We start from the raw sequence: 13235 nt of genomic DNA, 5'->3' as shown, positions 1-13235 counted from the left end.
GGCCGCGGGGGCGCGCGACCCGGATCAGCGGTAGCGACTACTCGTGCTGTGCCACTCGAAACCTCCTCCCATCCATGCCTGGGCTCCGCGCAGGAACCGTTGCAGCTCCGCCGACGGCACGGCGGCGAGACGTTCCTGGGCGGACTGGAAGGCCCGGACGAATCCGTTGTGCAGGCGGACACAGACCTCGATGGCCTCGCGCAGCGAGCAGTGCTCCTCCGCGGCGACCAGCAGGACCAGATTGTCCGACTGCTCGTCCGCCGCCTCCCGGGCCACCGAGTGGAGGTCGTTGACGATGACGGCGGCGGTGCCCGCCTGCATCAGGGCACGGTGCACCGGCGGCGCGGCGAAGAGCTCGGCCGGAAGCCGGTAACCGCCGACGACGTCGATCAACGTCATGGACGTGTAGAAGCTGTCGTGCTGCCGGGCGGCGAGATAGCGCCACGCCGGCGGGAGCCCGCCCTGGTAGCGCCAGGCGGCGTACGCGGTCCAGCTCACGTACATCTGGAACGTCGTGTTGCACACCCGCATGACCTGAGAAGGAGCGGCGTGGCGGCGGAGGTGGGCGGCGGCCGAGGCCAGCGCCACCAGGACCGGGTCGGCCCGGAGCGCCTCCTCGAGCGGGCCGGTGTACTCCCCGGCGGGTGGCGGGGGGTCCATGGCCGACATCACCAGGGCCAGTCGCGGGGGCAGCTCGATCGGTGTGGCCCCCAGTTCGCTCTCGTCGGCGTAGTAGTCGTCGCACGCCCACCAGGCGGCGTTCATCTGGGCGGCGAGGAGCAACCGGTCCGGGTCGTCGGTGTCGGGATGGGCGAGCATGGCGAGCCGGCCGAATCCGGTGCTGCGGAACGTCTCCAGCCGATCGGCGTAGATGCCGGTCTTCTCGGCCCAGGCCACGAGGGCCTCGTCGACCTGGTCTCCGAGGTCCTCGTCGACGCGGACCGTCTCCGGGCAGTACAGCGGAGGGTGCGAGCCGTCCCCCCACGGGCGTTCGGCGTATCCCGGACGGGGACCGGAGTCCTCCGGATCCCCGTCCGGGCAGCAGAGCGCGAGGCGCTCCGGTGACGCCTCGACCGGTTCGGACGGCGATCCGGTGAGCCGGTCGAGCACCGGCGCGCGGGCGGCCCCCTCCGTCACGTTCGGAAGGAGGGACGGGACCTCGCGGATCGCCGATCGAAGCGCGCCCACCAGGTGGGCCGCTGACGTGCCCGGCCCGGTCGGGCGGATCGGCAGACCGGGCGCCGGATGATTCGGCAGGCCACGCGAGGTGGCCGCGACGGCACCCGGCGGCCCGGCCGGCGGGTCTGCCGCGAGGCCGGGCAGGTCGGTGCCGCTCGGATCGTGTGACACGTGTGCTCCTGGCTGATCTCGACCGTACGGGCTGACGGTGGTCGTCCCGATCAGGAGCCCGGCGCCGCGACCTCGACGTTCTCCAGCATGCCGAGCGCGTCGGGGATCAGGACCGCGGCCGAGAAGTAGGTGCTGACCAGGTACGACGTGATCGCCTTCTCGTCGATGCCCATGAACCGGACGTTCAGCCCCGGCTCGTACTCGTCGGGGATGCCCGTCTGTTGCAGGCCGACGACGCCTTGGTCGTCCTCTCCGGTGCGGAGGGCGAGAATGGACGAGGTGTGTCCGTCCGTGACCGGGATCTTGTTGCACGGGAAGATCGGTATGCCCCGCCACGCGGGGATCCGGCCGCCGCCCTCCCGCTCGACGGGATCCGGGTAGAGACCGCGTCGGTTGCACTCGCGCAGGAACGCCGCGATCGCCTTCGGATGGGCCAGGAACAACCGGGTGCTGCGGCGGCGTGACAGCAGCTCGTCCATGTCGTCGGGGGTGGGCGGCCCCGACCGGGTCTGCAGCCGCTGGGAGTAATCGACGTTGTGCAGCAGTCCGAACTCCGGATTGTTGACCATCTCGTCTTCCTGCCGCTCGCGCAGGGCCTCGATCGTCAGCCGCAACTGCTGCTCCAGCTGGTTCATCGGCTCGTTGAACAGGTCGGTGACCCGCGTGTGCACCCGCAGCACGGTCTGGGCGACACTCAGCTCGTACTCCCGCGGCGCGAGCTCGTAGTCGGCGTACGTCGCCGGCAGGTCGTTCTCACCGGCGTGGCCCGACAACAGTGCGATCTCCGCCTCGCCGTGCCTGTTCTGCGGCGCCCGCACCGCCGCCCGGAATCGCTCGACGTGGGCGGCCAGCGCGTCGGACCGGTCGAGGACGGCCTGGAAGTCCTGGCGGGAGAGCACGAGCAGCGAGCCCGTCGTGGCGGCGACGGCGGTGTGGTCCCAGGTGAAGTCCGGGTCCGTCAGCGCCTTGGGGAAGAGGTATCCGCCGTCGCCGACCGGGGGAAGGGACGCCGCCGTGTCGAACGGCCCCGCGCTGACCCGGTCCACCTTCCCGTGGGCGACCACGAAGATCCGGTCGCCGGGCTGCCCGCGCTCGACGAGGGTCTCCCCGGCCGACACCTCCCGCTGTGTGAACCGCCCGGCCAGCTCCGCCAGCACCTCCTCGTCCTGGAAGCCGGCCAGCAGCGGAATCTCCCGCAGGCTGGGCGGGATGATCTGACACCGGCTCTCGGCACCCGTGATGCCGACCCGGCCGCCGCCCACCTTGTAGGTCAGCCGCCGGTTGACCCGGTAGTGGCCGCCGGACACCTCCACCCACGGGAGGACCCGCAGCAGCCAGCGTGAGCTGATGGCCTGCATCTGCGGCGGGGTCTTGGTCGTCGTCGTCAGATTCCGTGCCGCTGCCGTGCTGAGACTCCGCTGGTACTGCTCTTCCTCGGCCCCGCTTGTGTCGGCGGACACTGGTTCCCGCCATGAGGATGACCTCAAACCGAGACCTCCCTTTCCCGCGCGCGACAGTGCGCTGAGACAGAATCCTGACCATTTCCAGATCATCACGTTATGTGATTGATCCGATACGGATCGTATGGTCGGGCTCTGTTGCCGGGGCACTCCCTCGTACGGCAGCCTTCCCTTACCGGTGACGTACGCGGATGTCACCTCTTCATCCACATGGACCACCGGAGCACAGCCGGTACCGGCGGCTGGTGATCTCGGGGCTGGGCGCCCGCCCGGTGGCCGCCATGCGGCCGCGCATCCAGCGAATCGTCGGGGGCGTCCCAGGCCTCGCGGGACCTTCGCGACTATCTGCGCGAACTCATCCGCGGCACCGAGCGCGGACCGCACGACGGCCTCATCGGACGGGACGGCTGGCCGCCAGGCGCCTGCCCACCGGGGAGCTGAGCACCGACGCTCTGATCAACATCGGTTTCCTGCTGCTAAGCGGGCTACGAGTCGCCGGCCAGCACGATCTCACTGGGCGTGCTGAGGCCTCGCGCCGCACCAGCGTTCAATACGGCCGGGTCGCGTGGAGCGGGGTACGCCCACAACGGCACGAGGCCCGTACCGGAAGGTACGGGCCTCGCGACGGCTAGTGCGACCTCAGACGGGGATGATGTTCTCCGCCTGCAGGCCCTTCTGGCCCTGCGTGATGTCGAACTGGACCTTCTGGCCCTCCTGGAGCTCACGGAAGCCCTGGGCGGCGATGTTCGAGTAGTGGGCGAAGACGTCAGGGCCGCCGCCGTCCTGCTCGATGAAGCCGAAGCCCTTTTCCGAGTTGAACCACTTCACGGTGCCTGTGCTCATGTTCTTTTCCTTCTGGGGTGCTGACAGAGCCCACACCTCGTGGACCCCGCGTCGCCGGAATGCCCCACCCCCGGACAGAAGCCCGGTTACAACAAAAATGCGCCTGAGGTTGGAACCGCAGGCGCACATAAAGTCTATGGGAACCACAACCGCAACTGCTCCAGACGCTACCACATGACGTCCGCGCTCGGTCGTCGGCGGATCGTAAAGTTCATCCCCCGTCTCGCCCCGCCTGCTTCTTCCTGATGGCCTCGACGACCTCGGTCACGTGCCGTTCGCAGACCGGATCGCGGGAGAGACGCCCACTGAACCAGTGGGTCTCCACGACGAACTCCGCCGGATCGCCGCACAGGCACGCGCAGGGAGTCTCGGGATCCACGGGCCGGACGTCCGGACGATGAGTCGGCCGCCCAGGGCGGAGTGCCGCCTGAAGGAGCGCGTCGGCGGCCGTGCTTGAGCGGCCGGATGCGGCGAGCGATCCACGACGGCCGAACCGGCCGTCCGCCTCGAAGGCGTCGCGGGGAGAGCGGATCACGCCGCGGTGAGGTGGTCGAGGCGTGCGTAGCCCGCCTGTGCGGAGGCGAGAGTGGAGTGGATGGCGAACGCGCGGTCGAGACCGGTGATGCGCAGCATCTTGCGCACGATGGGACGAGGCGCGGCGAGGGCGATGGTGACTCCCTTCGATCTCGCCCGACGTTGCGTGCCGATGAGCATGGCGAGGCCGGAGGCGTCGCAGAAGGACACGCCGGACAGGTCGATGACCAGTGGCGTGGTCGTGTCGTCCAGGATGGTGAGGATCCGGTCGCGGACGGCCGGTGTGGTCGCGATGTCGAGTTCTCCGCGTACCGCGATGACGGTATGGCCGGGCAGCCGGCGGCTGAACAGCCGGGCGCGTACGGTGATGCTATGCATGGCGGATCTCCGATCCGAGAGGACACGGCCCAGGTTCGGCCGTGCTGAGAGTGAATGACCGGGCGGTCCGGCGGGGGTGCGAGCCGGGCCCGGAGGCGAGGCGCTGATCGCGCCGATCGGGTCAGATGGCGGCGAAGGAGCCGGATCGGGCGTGGCCCGATCCGCTCGACAGAGCGCGTCGTGGCCTTACGGCACGACCTGCGGTGACATGAGGCGTCATTACTCGCCGACCTGTCTTGGCCCGTGTCAGGGGGCCGAAGTAGTGAGGCGCCGGGGTGACGCCGACTCGATTGTCGGCGTGAAGACTCCTCGGCTACCACCGACCATACTCCACCTGCGCACGATCCGTATGATCCCCGCGGGGCGATGGCTCCGGCAGAGTGGAGCCATGCGGGTCGGAGTGTTCTTGCTGGCGGCGCGGTTCCCCGGGCAGAGCGACGGCGAGGTGCTGTCCGCCACGGTCGAGGCGGCCGTCGCCGCCGAACGCGCCGGGTTCGACGACGTGTGGTTCGCCGAGCACCACTTCATGTCCTACGGCGTCTGCCCGTCGGCGACGACGCTGGCGGCGTACGTCCTGGGCCGTACCGAACGCGTCGCGGTGGGCACGGCGGTGAGCGTGCTGTCCACCGCGCATCCGGTCGCGCTCGCCGAGCAGACCGCGCTCCTGGACCAGGTGTCCGGAGGCCGGTTCCGTCTCGGAGTCGGGCGCGGCGGCCCGTGGATCGACCTGGAGGTGTTCGGCACGGGTCTCGCGCGGTACGAGTCGGGCTTCGCCGAGAGCCTCGATCTGCTGCTGGCCGCGCTGAGCCGTCCCCGGCTGTCGGCGGACGGGCCGACCTTCGCCTTCCGTGAGGTGCCGATGGTGCCGCGCCCGCGGAGCCGGCCGCCGGTCGTCGTCGCCTGTACCTCGGCCGGGACCGTCGCGCTCGCCGCCGAACGCCGCCTGCCCATGCTGCTCGGCATGCACATCGGCGACGATGCCAAGCGGGAGATGATCGCCGGCTACACGGCCAGGGCCGGGGACGCGCGGGTGGAGCACGTGGCGGCCGTCATGGCGTACGTCGCGGACACCCGGGCCGAGGCCCAGCGGACCCTGCGGGCCGAGCTGCCGCGCTGGCTGGGGCCCGGGCTGGCCGGATATATGCCGGTCGACGGCCGGGCCGCCACGCGCCGAGACCCGGACGCCTACGCGGACCTGCTGTGCCGCATCCACCCGGTCGGCACCGCCGAGGACTGCGTGGAGACCATGGCGACGACGCTGGAGCGCACCGGGATCCGTCATCTGATTCTCATGGTGGAGGGCGCCGGGGCCCCGCGCCGTACTCAGGAGAACATCGCCCGGCTCGGCGCGGAGGTCCTTCCCCACCTGCGCGCCAGGGCCGCATGCCGCTGAATTCCGGCCGCCCGTAGACCCGCCCGACGCCGGCCACGGGCACGTCGGCGAGCCGCCGTGCCCCCGCGTGGGAGACACCCCCGGCGGCGCCTGCCGGTTCGGACGGACCCGGCGGTCAGCCGGTGAGCAGGCGCGCTCGGAACAGTTCGAGTACCTGGTCGAGTGCCTGCCGGGTCGGCTGGCCGGGTTCGTCGATGAGGTGATCCGTGAGGACCGAGTGCGGTCTGATCAGCCCGTCCGGGTTCGCATCGGCGTCGTCGAGTTCGACGGCGACGAAGGCGTCGCCCAGTTGGCGGCGCAGGAAGTCGAAGCGTTCGCCGGGAACCAGCCGGTCGCCGCGGAAGCGCAGCCCGAGGACCTGCAGCCCGGCCGCGCAGCGGTCCTTCACGATCTGGAGATCGGCGGGTGAGATGTCGATCGTGCCGCGTTTTCCGCGGGTGATCGGCAGTGGCAGTGAGGGCTGAGAGAGCACCGGGGCGAGGAGCCGGTCGTCGGTGGCCATGGCGAGCGCGAATCCTCCGGTGAAGCACATCCCGACGGCGCCGACCCCCGGTCCGCCGCACCGGTCGTGTTCGTGCGCGGCCAGGGCCCGGAGCCAGGTGATGATCCGTGAGGTTCTGCCCGTCGCGAGGATGGTGAACTCACGGCGTACGCACAGCGGGAGCATCGCGCGTGCGGCGGTGCGCGCGGTGCCCAGCCAGCCGTGCGCGTCCGGGCTCGGGTCGCGGCCGGCGACCCCGAACAGATCCGGCAACACGACGGTCAGGCCGAGATCACGGACTCGCCGGGCGAACGCGGCGACCTTCGGCGTGATACCGGGGATCTCCGCAAGCACGATCACCGCCGGGCCGGCCCCCGATCGCCAGACGTCGAACGTGAGGTCGCCATGGGCGAACGAGTCGCGAGCGAAATCGATCAGATCGTCGTCGGGCATCACGAAGTCCTTTGCTCGCCGGCACCGTGATCGGCCATCGACCTGAGCACTCCGTCGCCGAACGGCCCTCGTCCGACGGCCGTTCGCGCCCGTCAGTGGATGAGCCGTGGACACACAGTCGCCCAAGCACCGTACGACCACGATCCGATCCCCGGCAATCCCGCGCGGGTCCTCAGCCCTTGATGGCGCCGGCGCTCAGCCCCTGAATGAGGAAGCGCTGCACGTAGGCGAAGAGCACGATGACGGGAACGACCGCGATCAGACCTCCGGCGGCGAGGGCGCCGAAGTCCGTTCCGAAGTCGCCCAGGAGGTAGCTCAGGCCCACGGGCACGGTGAACTTGTCCTGCGAGCTCATGAACATGATGGCGAACAGGAAGTTGTTCCACGCGCTGATGAACGCGAACGACCCGACGGCGACGATCCCGGGCTTCAGCAGCGGCAGCACGACCGCGCAGAACGCCCGGATCCGTCCGCACCCGTCGGCCTGCGCCGCCTCTTCCAGCTGGACCGGCACATTACGGATGAAGCCGGCCATGAGGACCAGGGAGAGCGGCAGGTGGAAGACGGTGTCGGCGATGACGAGGCTCCACAGGCTGTTCGTCAGGTGCAGCGTGTTGAAGACCTGGAAGAGCGGGATCAGCATCATGGCGCCCGGGACGAACTGGGTGCACAGCATGATGATCATGAAGGCGTTCTTGCCCCGGAAACGGAGGCGTGCGAGCGCGTACCCGCCGAGGAGGCCGATCACCGTCGACACGACGAGGCTGGCGACCGCGACGGCGATGCTGTTGCGGAAGTAGATGCCGAAGCCCGAGCCCTCCCAGACCGTGCGGAAGTGCTCCAGGGTGATGGGCCACGGTACGAGAGACGTGGAACCCGCCGGCCGGAAGGCGAACAGAACCATCCAGTACATGGGGACGAGCGTGAACAGGAGGAAGAGGGCCAGCGGCAGCCAGAGTGTGAGACCACGGGACCGCCGCCGCTTCCGCGCCGCGGAGGCGCCGGTCGTCGGCCGGCGCGGTGGGGATGTCACAGAGGTCCGCCCGGCGTCGTCGCGGGTGGCGAGGCTCACTTGTCCTCCTCGAAGCTCATCGAGCTGATGCGCAGGTAGACCAGGGACGCGAAGGTCAGCACCACGAACGCCGCGACGGTGAGCGCGGACCCGTACCCGAAGTTCTGGTCGTGGATGGCCGTTCGGGCAACGTAGAGAGGCAGCGTGGTCGTCGAGTCGGCCGGGCCGCCGGCGGTCATCGTGTACAGGAGGTCGACGTTGTTGAACTCCCAGACCGCCCGCAGGAGCGTGGCGACGATGACGGCCCTGCGGATGTGCGGCCAGGTCACCGCCGAGAATTTGCGGAGCGCCCCGGCTCCGTCGACGTTCGCCGCCTCGTACAGCTCGGTCGGCACCGACTGGAGGTCGGCGAGGATGAGGATGGCGAAGAAGGGGATGCCCTTCCACAGTTCGGCAAGGATCACCGCCCAGAAGGTGGTGCCCGGATCCGAGAGCAGTGACGTCCCGTACTCACCGACCCCCACGGACGCCAGGTAGTGGCCGATCCCGGCGGTGGGGTTGTAGAGCAGGATCCAGATCGTCGTGGTCAGGATGCCGGACACCGCCCACGGGCTGAAGGCGAGGGCCCGGGCCATTCCGCGGCCGACGAAGGTGCGGTTCAACACCAGCGCCAGCGCCAGGCCGAGGACGAACTGCAGCCCGACCTCGACGACCACCCACTGCCCCGTGAAGCGCAGGCTCCGCCAGAACAGCCCGTCGGACAGCATCTTCCGGTAGTTGTCCAGGCCGGCGAAGCCGTCGTCGAGGGGGCGGGTGAGGTTGTGGTGGCGCAAGCTCTCCCAGAAGACGCTGAGGACGGGATAGAGCAGGAAGACCACGACCAGCACGACCGCCGGTGCGATCAGCAGATAGGGATGGGCGGCGCGGGAGCGGAGCCGCCGGGGGAGCGGGAAGCCCCTCCGGCGAATCGGCTCGGCGGTCGTGGCGCTCACCTGTGCTCCTTGTCGTACTTGCTCTTGACCTTCGTCAGCGAGGCCGCGGCGGCGGTGAGGAAGTCGCGGGACGACAGGTTGCCCTGCAGGACCTTCTGCCACTGCGGGAGCAGGTCGGTGGTGGTGATGGAGGTGAACTCCGGCAGGTAGTACGGCTGTTCCAGCGTCACGGCGCCCGGCGTGGCGGCGGCGTCCAGGGCGGCCTTCAGGGCCGCGTTCTCGGTCACCCACTTCTCCTGGGCGACCGCCTTGTTGCCCGGGAGATATCCGGACTTCTGGGCCCAGAAGCTGTTGCCCTCCTGTTCCATGGTGTAAGCGAGGAACTTCCACGCCGCATCCTGGTGCTTGCTCGCCCGGAACATGGCGAATCCGGTCGTCATCCAGCCACTCAGCACCCGGGGGCCCGGGCCGGGGAAGGGCGCGACGACACCGACCTTGTCGGCCCCCAGGGCGGTGACGTGGTTGGGAAAGGACCCGATGCTGTGGCTGAGCATGGCCGCGCCGCCCTTGCCGAACTGCGCCACCAAGGTCTTGAAGTCGGCGGTCAGGTCGCTGCGCGCGGTCTGCTTCCCGAACAGGGCCACATAGGCCTCGCAGGCGCTGATGACCGCCGGGTCGTCGAGCGTGCAGGTTCCGTCCTGGCGGAAGAAGGTGGTCACGCCGGCGCGGGGATAGACCATCTCGACCATCTGGGGGAAGAAGCCGTTGCCGCCGCGCAGCGTGTAGCCGAAGCGGCCCTTGGACGCGTCGGTGAGGCGCCGGGCGGCCGCGTCGAAGTCCTGCCACGTGGCCGGCGGCTTCAGGCCGGCCTGCTTGAACCAGTCGGCGCGGTAGTAGATCACGTCCGCGAGGCTGGTGGCCGGCGTCAGGTAGAGCTTGCCGTCGGGAGCCGCGGCCCGGGAGGACTTGAGCATCTGCGCGGAGATCTGCGGCTCGAGGCCGGCCGCCTTCAGGCGCTCGTCCAGGGGCGCGAGGGCCTTCTGGGCCACCAGCGCGGCGATGTCGGACGCCTTCGGCGTGAGCAGGTCGGGGGTCGAGCGCGTGGCGATCGCGGTGTTGATCTTCTGCATGTACTGGTCGGTCGGCAGACCGAGGTAGCTGATGCGGATGCCGGGGTTCTTGGCCTCGAACATCGAGATCAACTTCTTGAGGTTGGCGGTGCGCTCCGGGCGGGTGTCGGTGTCCCACAGGTGCAGCGTGACGTTGCCGCCCGAGCTCCCCGAGCCGCCGCACGCGGCCAGTGTCGATGACAGACCCGCGGCGACACCGACGCCCGCAGCCGCTTGGAGGAACCTGCGCCGGGGCAGGGCGGGGGCGCTGACGGCCCCACCCGGGTTCTGCTGACGCTTCATCGCTGCTCTTCCTCTCGTTGACCGCGGACCGCGGACCGCGCTCCTGGTGACGATGGTGCTGCAGACCGTATGACATACGATATAGCGGCACAACATATACGAAATATGAGATAGTTGGATAGGGTCATCTTCGGACGCCGGGATCACGCGTCGGGGCCGTGGCACTCTGATCACGACCCGAGGGCTCCCACGGAGACGCCGTTCGGGTGTCAGTGAGAAGCGGAGGAGTGTGGGTGAGCGAGACGGCATTGGGCGCGATCAAACCGTCTTCGAGAACGGGCCTGGTTCTCGAAGCGCTGCGTCGCGGCATCCTGAGCGGCGAACTGCCGGCCGGCCGGCCGCTGGTGGAGGCGGAGCTCGCCAGCCGCTTCGGTGTCTCCAAGACTCCGGTGCGCGAGGCGCTCAAGGTCCTGAGCGGCGCCGGCCTGGTCACCATGAGCGACTACAGCGGCGCGACGGTGCGCCCGGTCGATGAGCGCCTCACACGCAGCGTGTTCGACGCCCGGTGCCTGATCGAGCCGGTCGCGGTGCAGCGGAGCGTCGAGGCGGGACTGCGGGATGGTGGTCAGCGAGCCAGGCAGGCCCTGGAGGCCGCGGACACGGCCGCGGACGAAGTGGCGCGCAGCCTCGCGAATCGCGACTTCCACCGCGCCCTCTACGCGGACTGCGACAACGACGTGCTGGTCGGGGTGCTGGACCAACTGCGCGAACAGACGGCCCTCATCTCGGTCAACGCCTGGTCGCGGCGTCCCTCCTGGGAGGACGAGGCGGACGAGCACCGGCAGATTCTCGAGGCGGCCCTGAGCGGCCGCGCGGACGAGGCGGCTCGACTCGTGCTCCAGCACATCAGCGCGTTCAAGGAGCGAGCGCTCCGCCAGATCAAGGAGGTGAGCCGTGGAGCTCAGTGAGCTCTCCCGGGCTCTGCGCGACGTGGTCGCCATTCCGGTGACGCCGTACGCCGACGGAGCCCCCGACATCGAGCTGTACAAGGCCTTGCTGCGACGTCTGGTCGAGGCCGGCGTCGGCGTGCTCACGCCGAACGGCAACACCGGCGAGTTCTACGCCCTGAGCGCCGACGAACGCCGCGAACTGCTCACGGCCGCGGCGGAAGCGGTGAACGGTCAGGCGCACCTTCTCGCCGGGATCGGCCACGACGTCGCCACCGCCGTCGAGGAGGCCCGCCACGCGGCGGCCTGCGGAATCCGGATGGTCATGGTGCACCAGCCGGTCCACCCTCACGTCTCGGCCCAGGGCTGGCTCGACTACCACCGGGCGATCGCCGACGCGCTGCCGGACATGGGTCTGGTGCTCTATGTGCGAAACGCCTGGGTCGACGCCGGTCTGCTGGCGAAGTTGGGCGACCTGTGCCCCAACGTGATCGCACTGAAGTACGCGGTGGCCGACGTGAACCGCTTCGCCGAGGTGCGCCTGGAGGCGGGACCCGACCGGTTCGTCTGGATCGCCGGTCTGGCCGAGCCCTACGCGTTGTCCTACGCCGTCCACGGGGCCGAGGGCTTCACGTCCGGGCTCGTGAACGTCAACCCCGCCTTCTCGCTCCGGCTCAGGGACGCGCTGCGCGAGGAACGCTACGCGCAGGCGGCGCGCATGCTCCAGGAGATCGCGCGCTTCGAGCACCTGCGAGCCGTCGATCGCGCCGCCAACAACGTCAGCGTCGTCAAGGAGGCCATGCACCAGCTCGGCCTGTGCGACCGCTCCGTCCGGCCCCCTAGCACGGTGCTCCCCGACGCCGAACGCCAGGAGGTCGCCCGCATCGTCGCGGACTGGACGCAGGCCGACGATCTCAGACTCCTGCCGTCGACGAGCCGCGCGGTGGCCTCATGAGGATCAGCGGCCTCCGCTCGTTCGTCCAGCGCGTCGGGGAGCGGCCCCGGGTCCTGCTCCGCGTCGACACCGACGAGGGCATCAGCGGATGGGGCGAGGCGTACGACCACGGTCCCGACCTGGCGCTCGTCCCCCTGCTGGACTACCTCGGCGGGCAGATCCGAGGCGAGGACCCCCGGCGCGTCGAATACCTCTCCCAGCTCCTGATCCGCGCCGCGCGGTTCCCGCAGGGAGCGCTCGGGCTGGCGGCGATCGCCGCCATCGACCACGCCCTGTGGGACATCACCGCCAAGGCGCTCGGCGTCCCCGTCTATCAGGTGCTCGGTGGGGCCGTCCGGGACCGCGTACGCGTCTACTGCGGGCTCTACTCCGCGCCCGACCCCGACGACTGCCGTCGCCAGACCATCGAGCTGCGGCAGCGCTACGGCTTCACCGCCTTCAAGCTGAGCCCGTTCCGTACGGACCTGCACGCCCGGCGGTGGGGCCTCGTCGTGGCCGAGGCGGCCGAGTGGGCTCAGGAGGTCAGGCGGAGCTGCCCGCAGGAGTTCGACTTCGCCTTCGACGCCCACGCCAAGATCTTCGAGCCCTACCAGGCGGTCCAACTGGGCAACGCTCTCGCCCCGATGGACCCGTTGTTCCTCGAGGAGCCGATCCGCCCCGAGCACTTCGCCTCGTGGGGCCGGCTGCGCGACCGGCTCCAGGTCCCTCTGGCCACCGGGGAGAGCCTGTACTCGTCGCATGAGTTCCTGCAGCTGCTCACCCACGGCGGCGCCGACATCGTCCAGCCCGACATCTGCGTCGTGGGCGGCATCTCCCAGATGCGGCGCATCGCGACCCTTGCCGAGACCTTCAACACCATGCTGGCCCCCCACAACCCGATGGGCCCGCTGGCCACCGCCCACAACGTCCATTTCGCGGCGGCATGCAGCAACTTTTCGATCCTCGAGTACAAACTCGAGACGACGAGCTGGTGCCCCGATCCGTACGTCCCGGTCGACGGGCACCTCGATCTGCGCCCCGACCGGCCCGGCTGGGGGATCACCATCGACGAGGCGGCCCTGGCAGAGGACGACTACGTGCACTGGGAACGCCACGTGCCGACCCGCCCCGACGGTTCACTGGCCTTCTGCTGACAGCCGCCTCCG

At 69.9% G+C, this 13235-nt stretch carries 13 protein-coding genes; 4 read left to right on the top strand and 9 right to left on the bottom strand.

Annotated elements, in window-relative coordinates; all coding sequences use genetic code 11:
• Window positions 1-24: 24 nt before the first annotated feature.
• The 5 genes from NE236_RS10620 to NE236_RS10600 form a co-directional block, all read right to left on the bottom strand.
• Complete coding sequence (locus NE236_RS10620; protein WP_252841715.1) at window positions 25-1350, bottom strand: family 2 encapsulin nanocompartment cargo protein terpene cyclase; 1326 nt, start codon at window positions 1348-1350, stop codon at window positions 25-27.
• Window positions 1351-1400: 50 nt separating this feature from the next.
• Window positions 1401-2810: a family 2B encapsulin nanocompartment shell protein gene (locus NE236_RS10615; protein ID WP_252841714.1), complete on the bottom strand. Its 1410-nt coding sequence runs from the start codon at window positions 2808-2810 to the stop codon at window positions 1401-1403.
• 639 nt (window positions 2811-3449) lie between these two features.
• Window positions 3450-3653, bottom strand: a complete 204-nt coding sequence (locus tag NE236_RS10610) for a cold-shock protein (RefSeq protein WP_252841713.1) — start codon at window positions 3651-3653, stop codon at window positions 3450-3452.
• Between the two features lie 211 nt (window positions 3654-3864).
• Window positions 3865-4188, bottom strand: a complete 324-nt coding sequence (locus tag NE236_RS10605) for a hypothetical protein (protein ID WP_252841712.1) — start codon at window positions 4186-4188, stop codon at window positions 3865-3867.
• Window positions 4185-4565 (bottom strand): STAS domain-containing protein, encoded by a 381-nt coding sequence (locus NE236_RS10600; RefSeq protein ID WP_252841711.1) that lies wholly within the window; start codon window positions 4563-4565, stop codon window positions 4185-4187. The genes NE236_RS10605 and NE236_RS10600 overlap by 4 nt, the downstream gene beginning before the upstream one ends.
• A gap of 388 nt (window positions 4566-4953) precedes the next feature.
• On the opposite strand from NE236_RS10600, the gene NE236_RS10595 reads away from it, so the two are divergent.
• The gene (locus tag NE236_RS10595; RefSeq protein WP_252841710.1) at window positions 4954-5958 is read left to right on the top strand and encodes an LLM class flavin-dependent oxidoreductase; all 1005 of its coding nucleotides are present in this window, start codon (window positions 4954-4956) and stop codon (window positions 5956-5958) included.
• A 115-nt stretch (window positions 5959-6073) separates the two neighbouring features.
• On the opposite strand, the gene NE236_RS10590 is transcribed toward NE236_RS10595, so the two are convergent.
• The 4 genes from NE236_RS10590 to NE236_RS10575 form a co-directional block, all read right to left on the bottom strand.
• Entirely contained in the window at window positions 6074-6892 is an 819-nt protein-coding gene (locus NE236_RS10590) for a dienelactone hydrolase family protein (RefSeq protein WP_252841709.1), read from the bottom strand.
• A gap of 172 nt (window positions 6893-7064) precedes the next feature.
• On the bottom strand, window positions 7065-7964 hold the full coding sequence (locus tag NE236_RS10585) for a carbohydrate ABC transporter permease (protein WP_252841708.1): 900 nt from the start codon (window positions 7962-7964) through the stop codon (window positions 7065-7067).
• The gene (locus tag NE236_RS10580; RefSeq protein WP_252841707.1) at window positions 7961-8896 is read right to left on the bottom strand and encodes a carbohydrate ABC transporter permease; all 936 of its coding nucleotides are present in this window, start codon (window positions 8894-8896) and stop codon (window positions 7961-7963) included. Before NE236_RS10580 ends, NE236_RS10585 begins: the two co-directional genes overlap by 4 nt.
• Window positions 8893-10248 (bottom strand): ABC transporter substrate-binding protein, encoded by a 1356-nt coding sequence (locus NE236_RS10575; RefSeq protein WP_252841706.1) that lies wholly within the window; start codon window positions 10246-10248, stop codon window positions 8893-8895. Before NE236_RS10575 ends, NE236_RS10580 begins: the two co-directional genes overlap by 4 nt.
• 233 nt (window positions 10249-10481) lie before the next feature.
• Here NE236_RS10575 and NE236_RS10570 point away from each other — a divergent pair, with 233 nt between their 5' ends.
• Genes NE236_RS10570 through NE236_RS10560 form a run of 3 tightly spaced genes read left to right on the top strand, consistent with a single transcriptional unit; the run spans window position 10482 to window position 13223 of the window.
• Window positions 10482-11156 (top strand): GntR family transcriptional regulator, encoded by a 675-nt coding sequence (locus NE236_RS10570; RefSeq protein WP_252841705.1) that lies wholly within the window; start codon window positions 10482-10484, stop codon window positions 11154-11156.
• Complete coding sequence (locus NE236_RS10565) at window positions 11143-12090, top strand: dihydrodipicolinate synthase family protein (RefSeq protein ID WP_252841704.1); 948 nt, start codon at window positions 11143-11145, stop codon at window positions 12088-12090. The genes NE236_RS10570 and NE236_RS10565 overlap by 14 nt, the downstream gene beginning before the upstream one ends.
• Window positions 12087-13223: a mandelate racemase/muconate lactonizing enzyme family protein gene (locus NE236_RS10560; protein ID WP_252841703.1), complete on the top strand. Its 1137-nt coding sequence runs from the start codon at window positions 12087-12089 to the stop codon at window positions 13221-13223. The genes NE236_RS10565 and NE236_RS10560 overlap by 4 nt, the downstream gene beginning before the upstream one ends.
• Window positions 13224-13235 lie beyond the last annotated feature (12 nt).

The organism is Actinoallomurus purpureus, from assembly GCF_024055795.1.
GTDB lineage: Bacteria > Actinomycetota > Actinomycetes > Streptosporangiales > Streptosporangiaceae > Actinoallomurus > Actinoallomurus purpureus.
The sequence above is the reverse complement of the archived record's forward strand: the minus strand, read 5'-3'. Positions and strand labels throughout refer to the sequence as shown.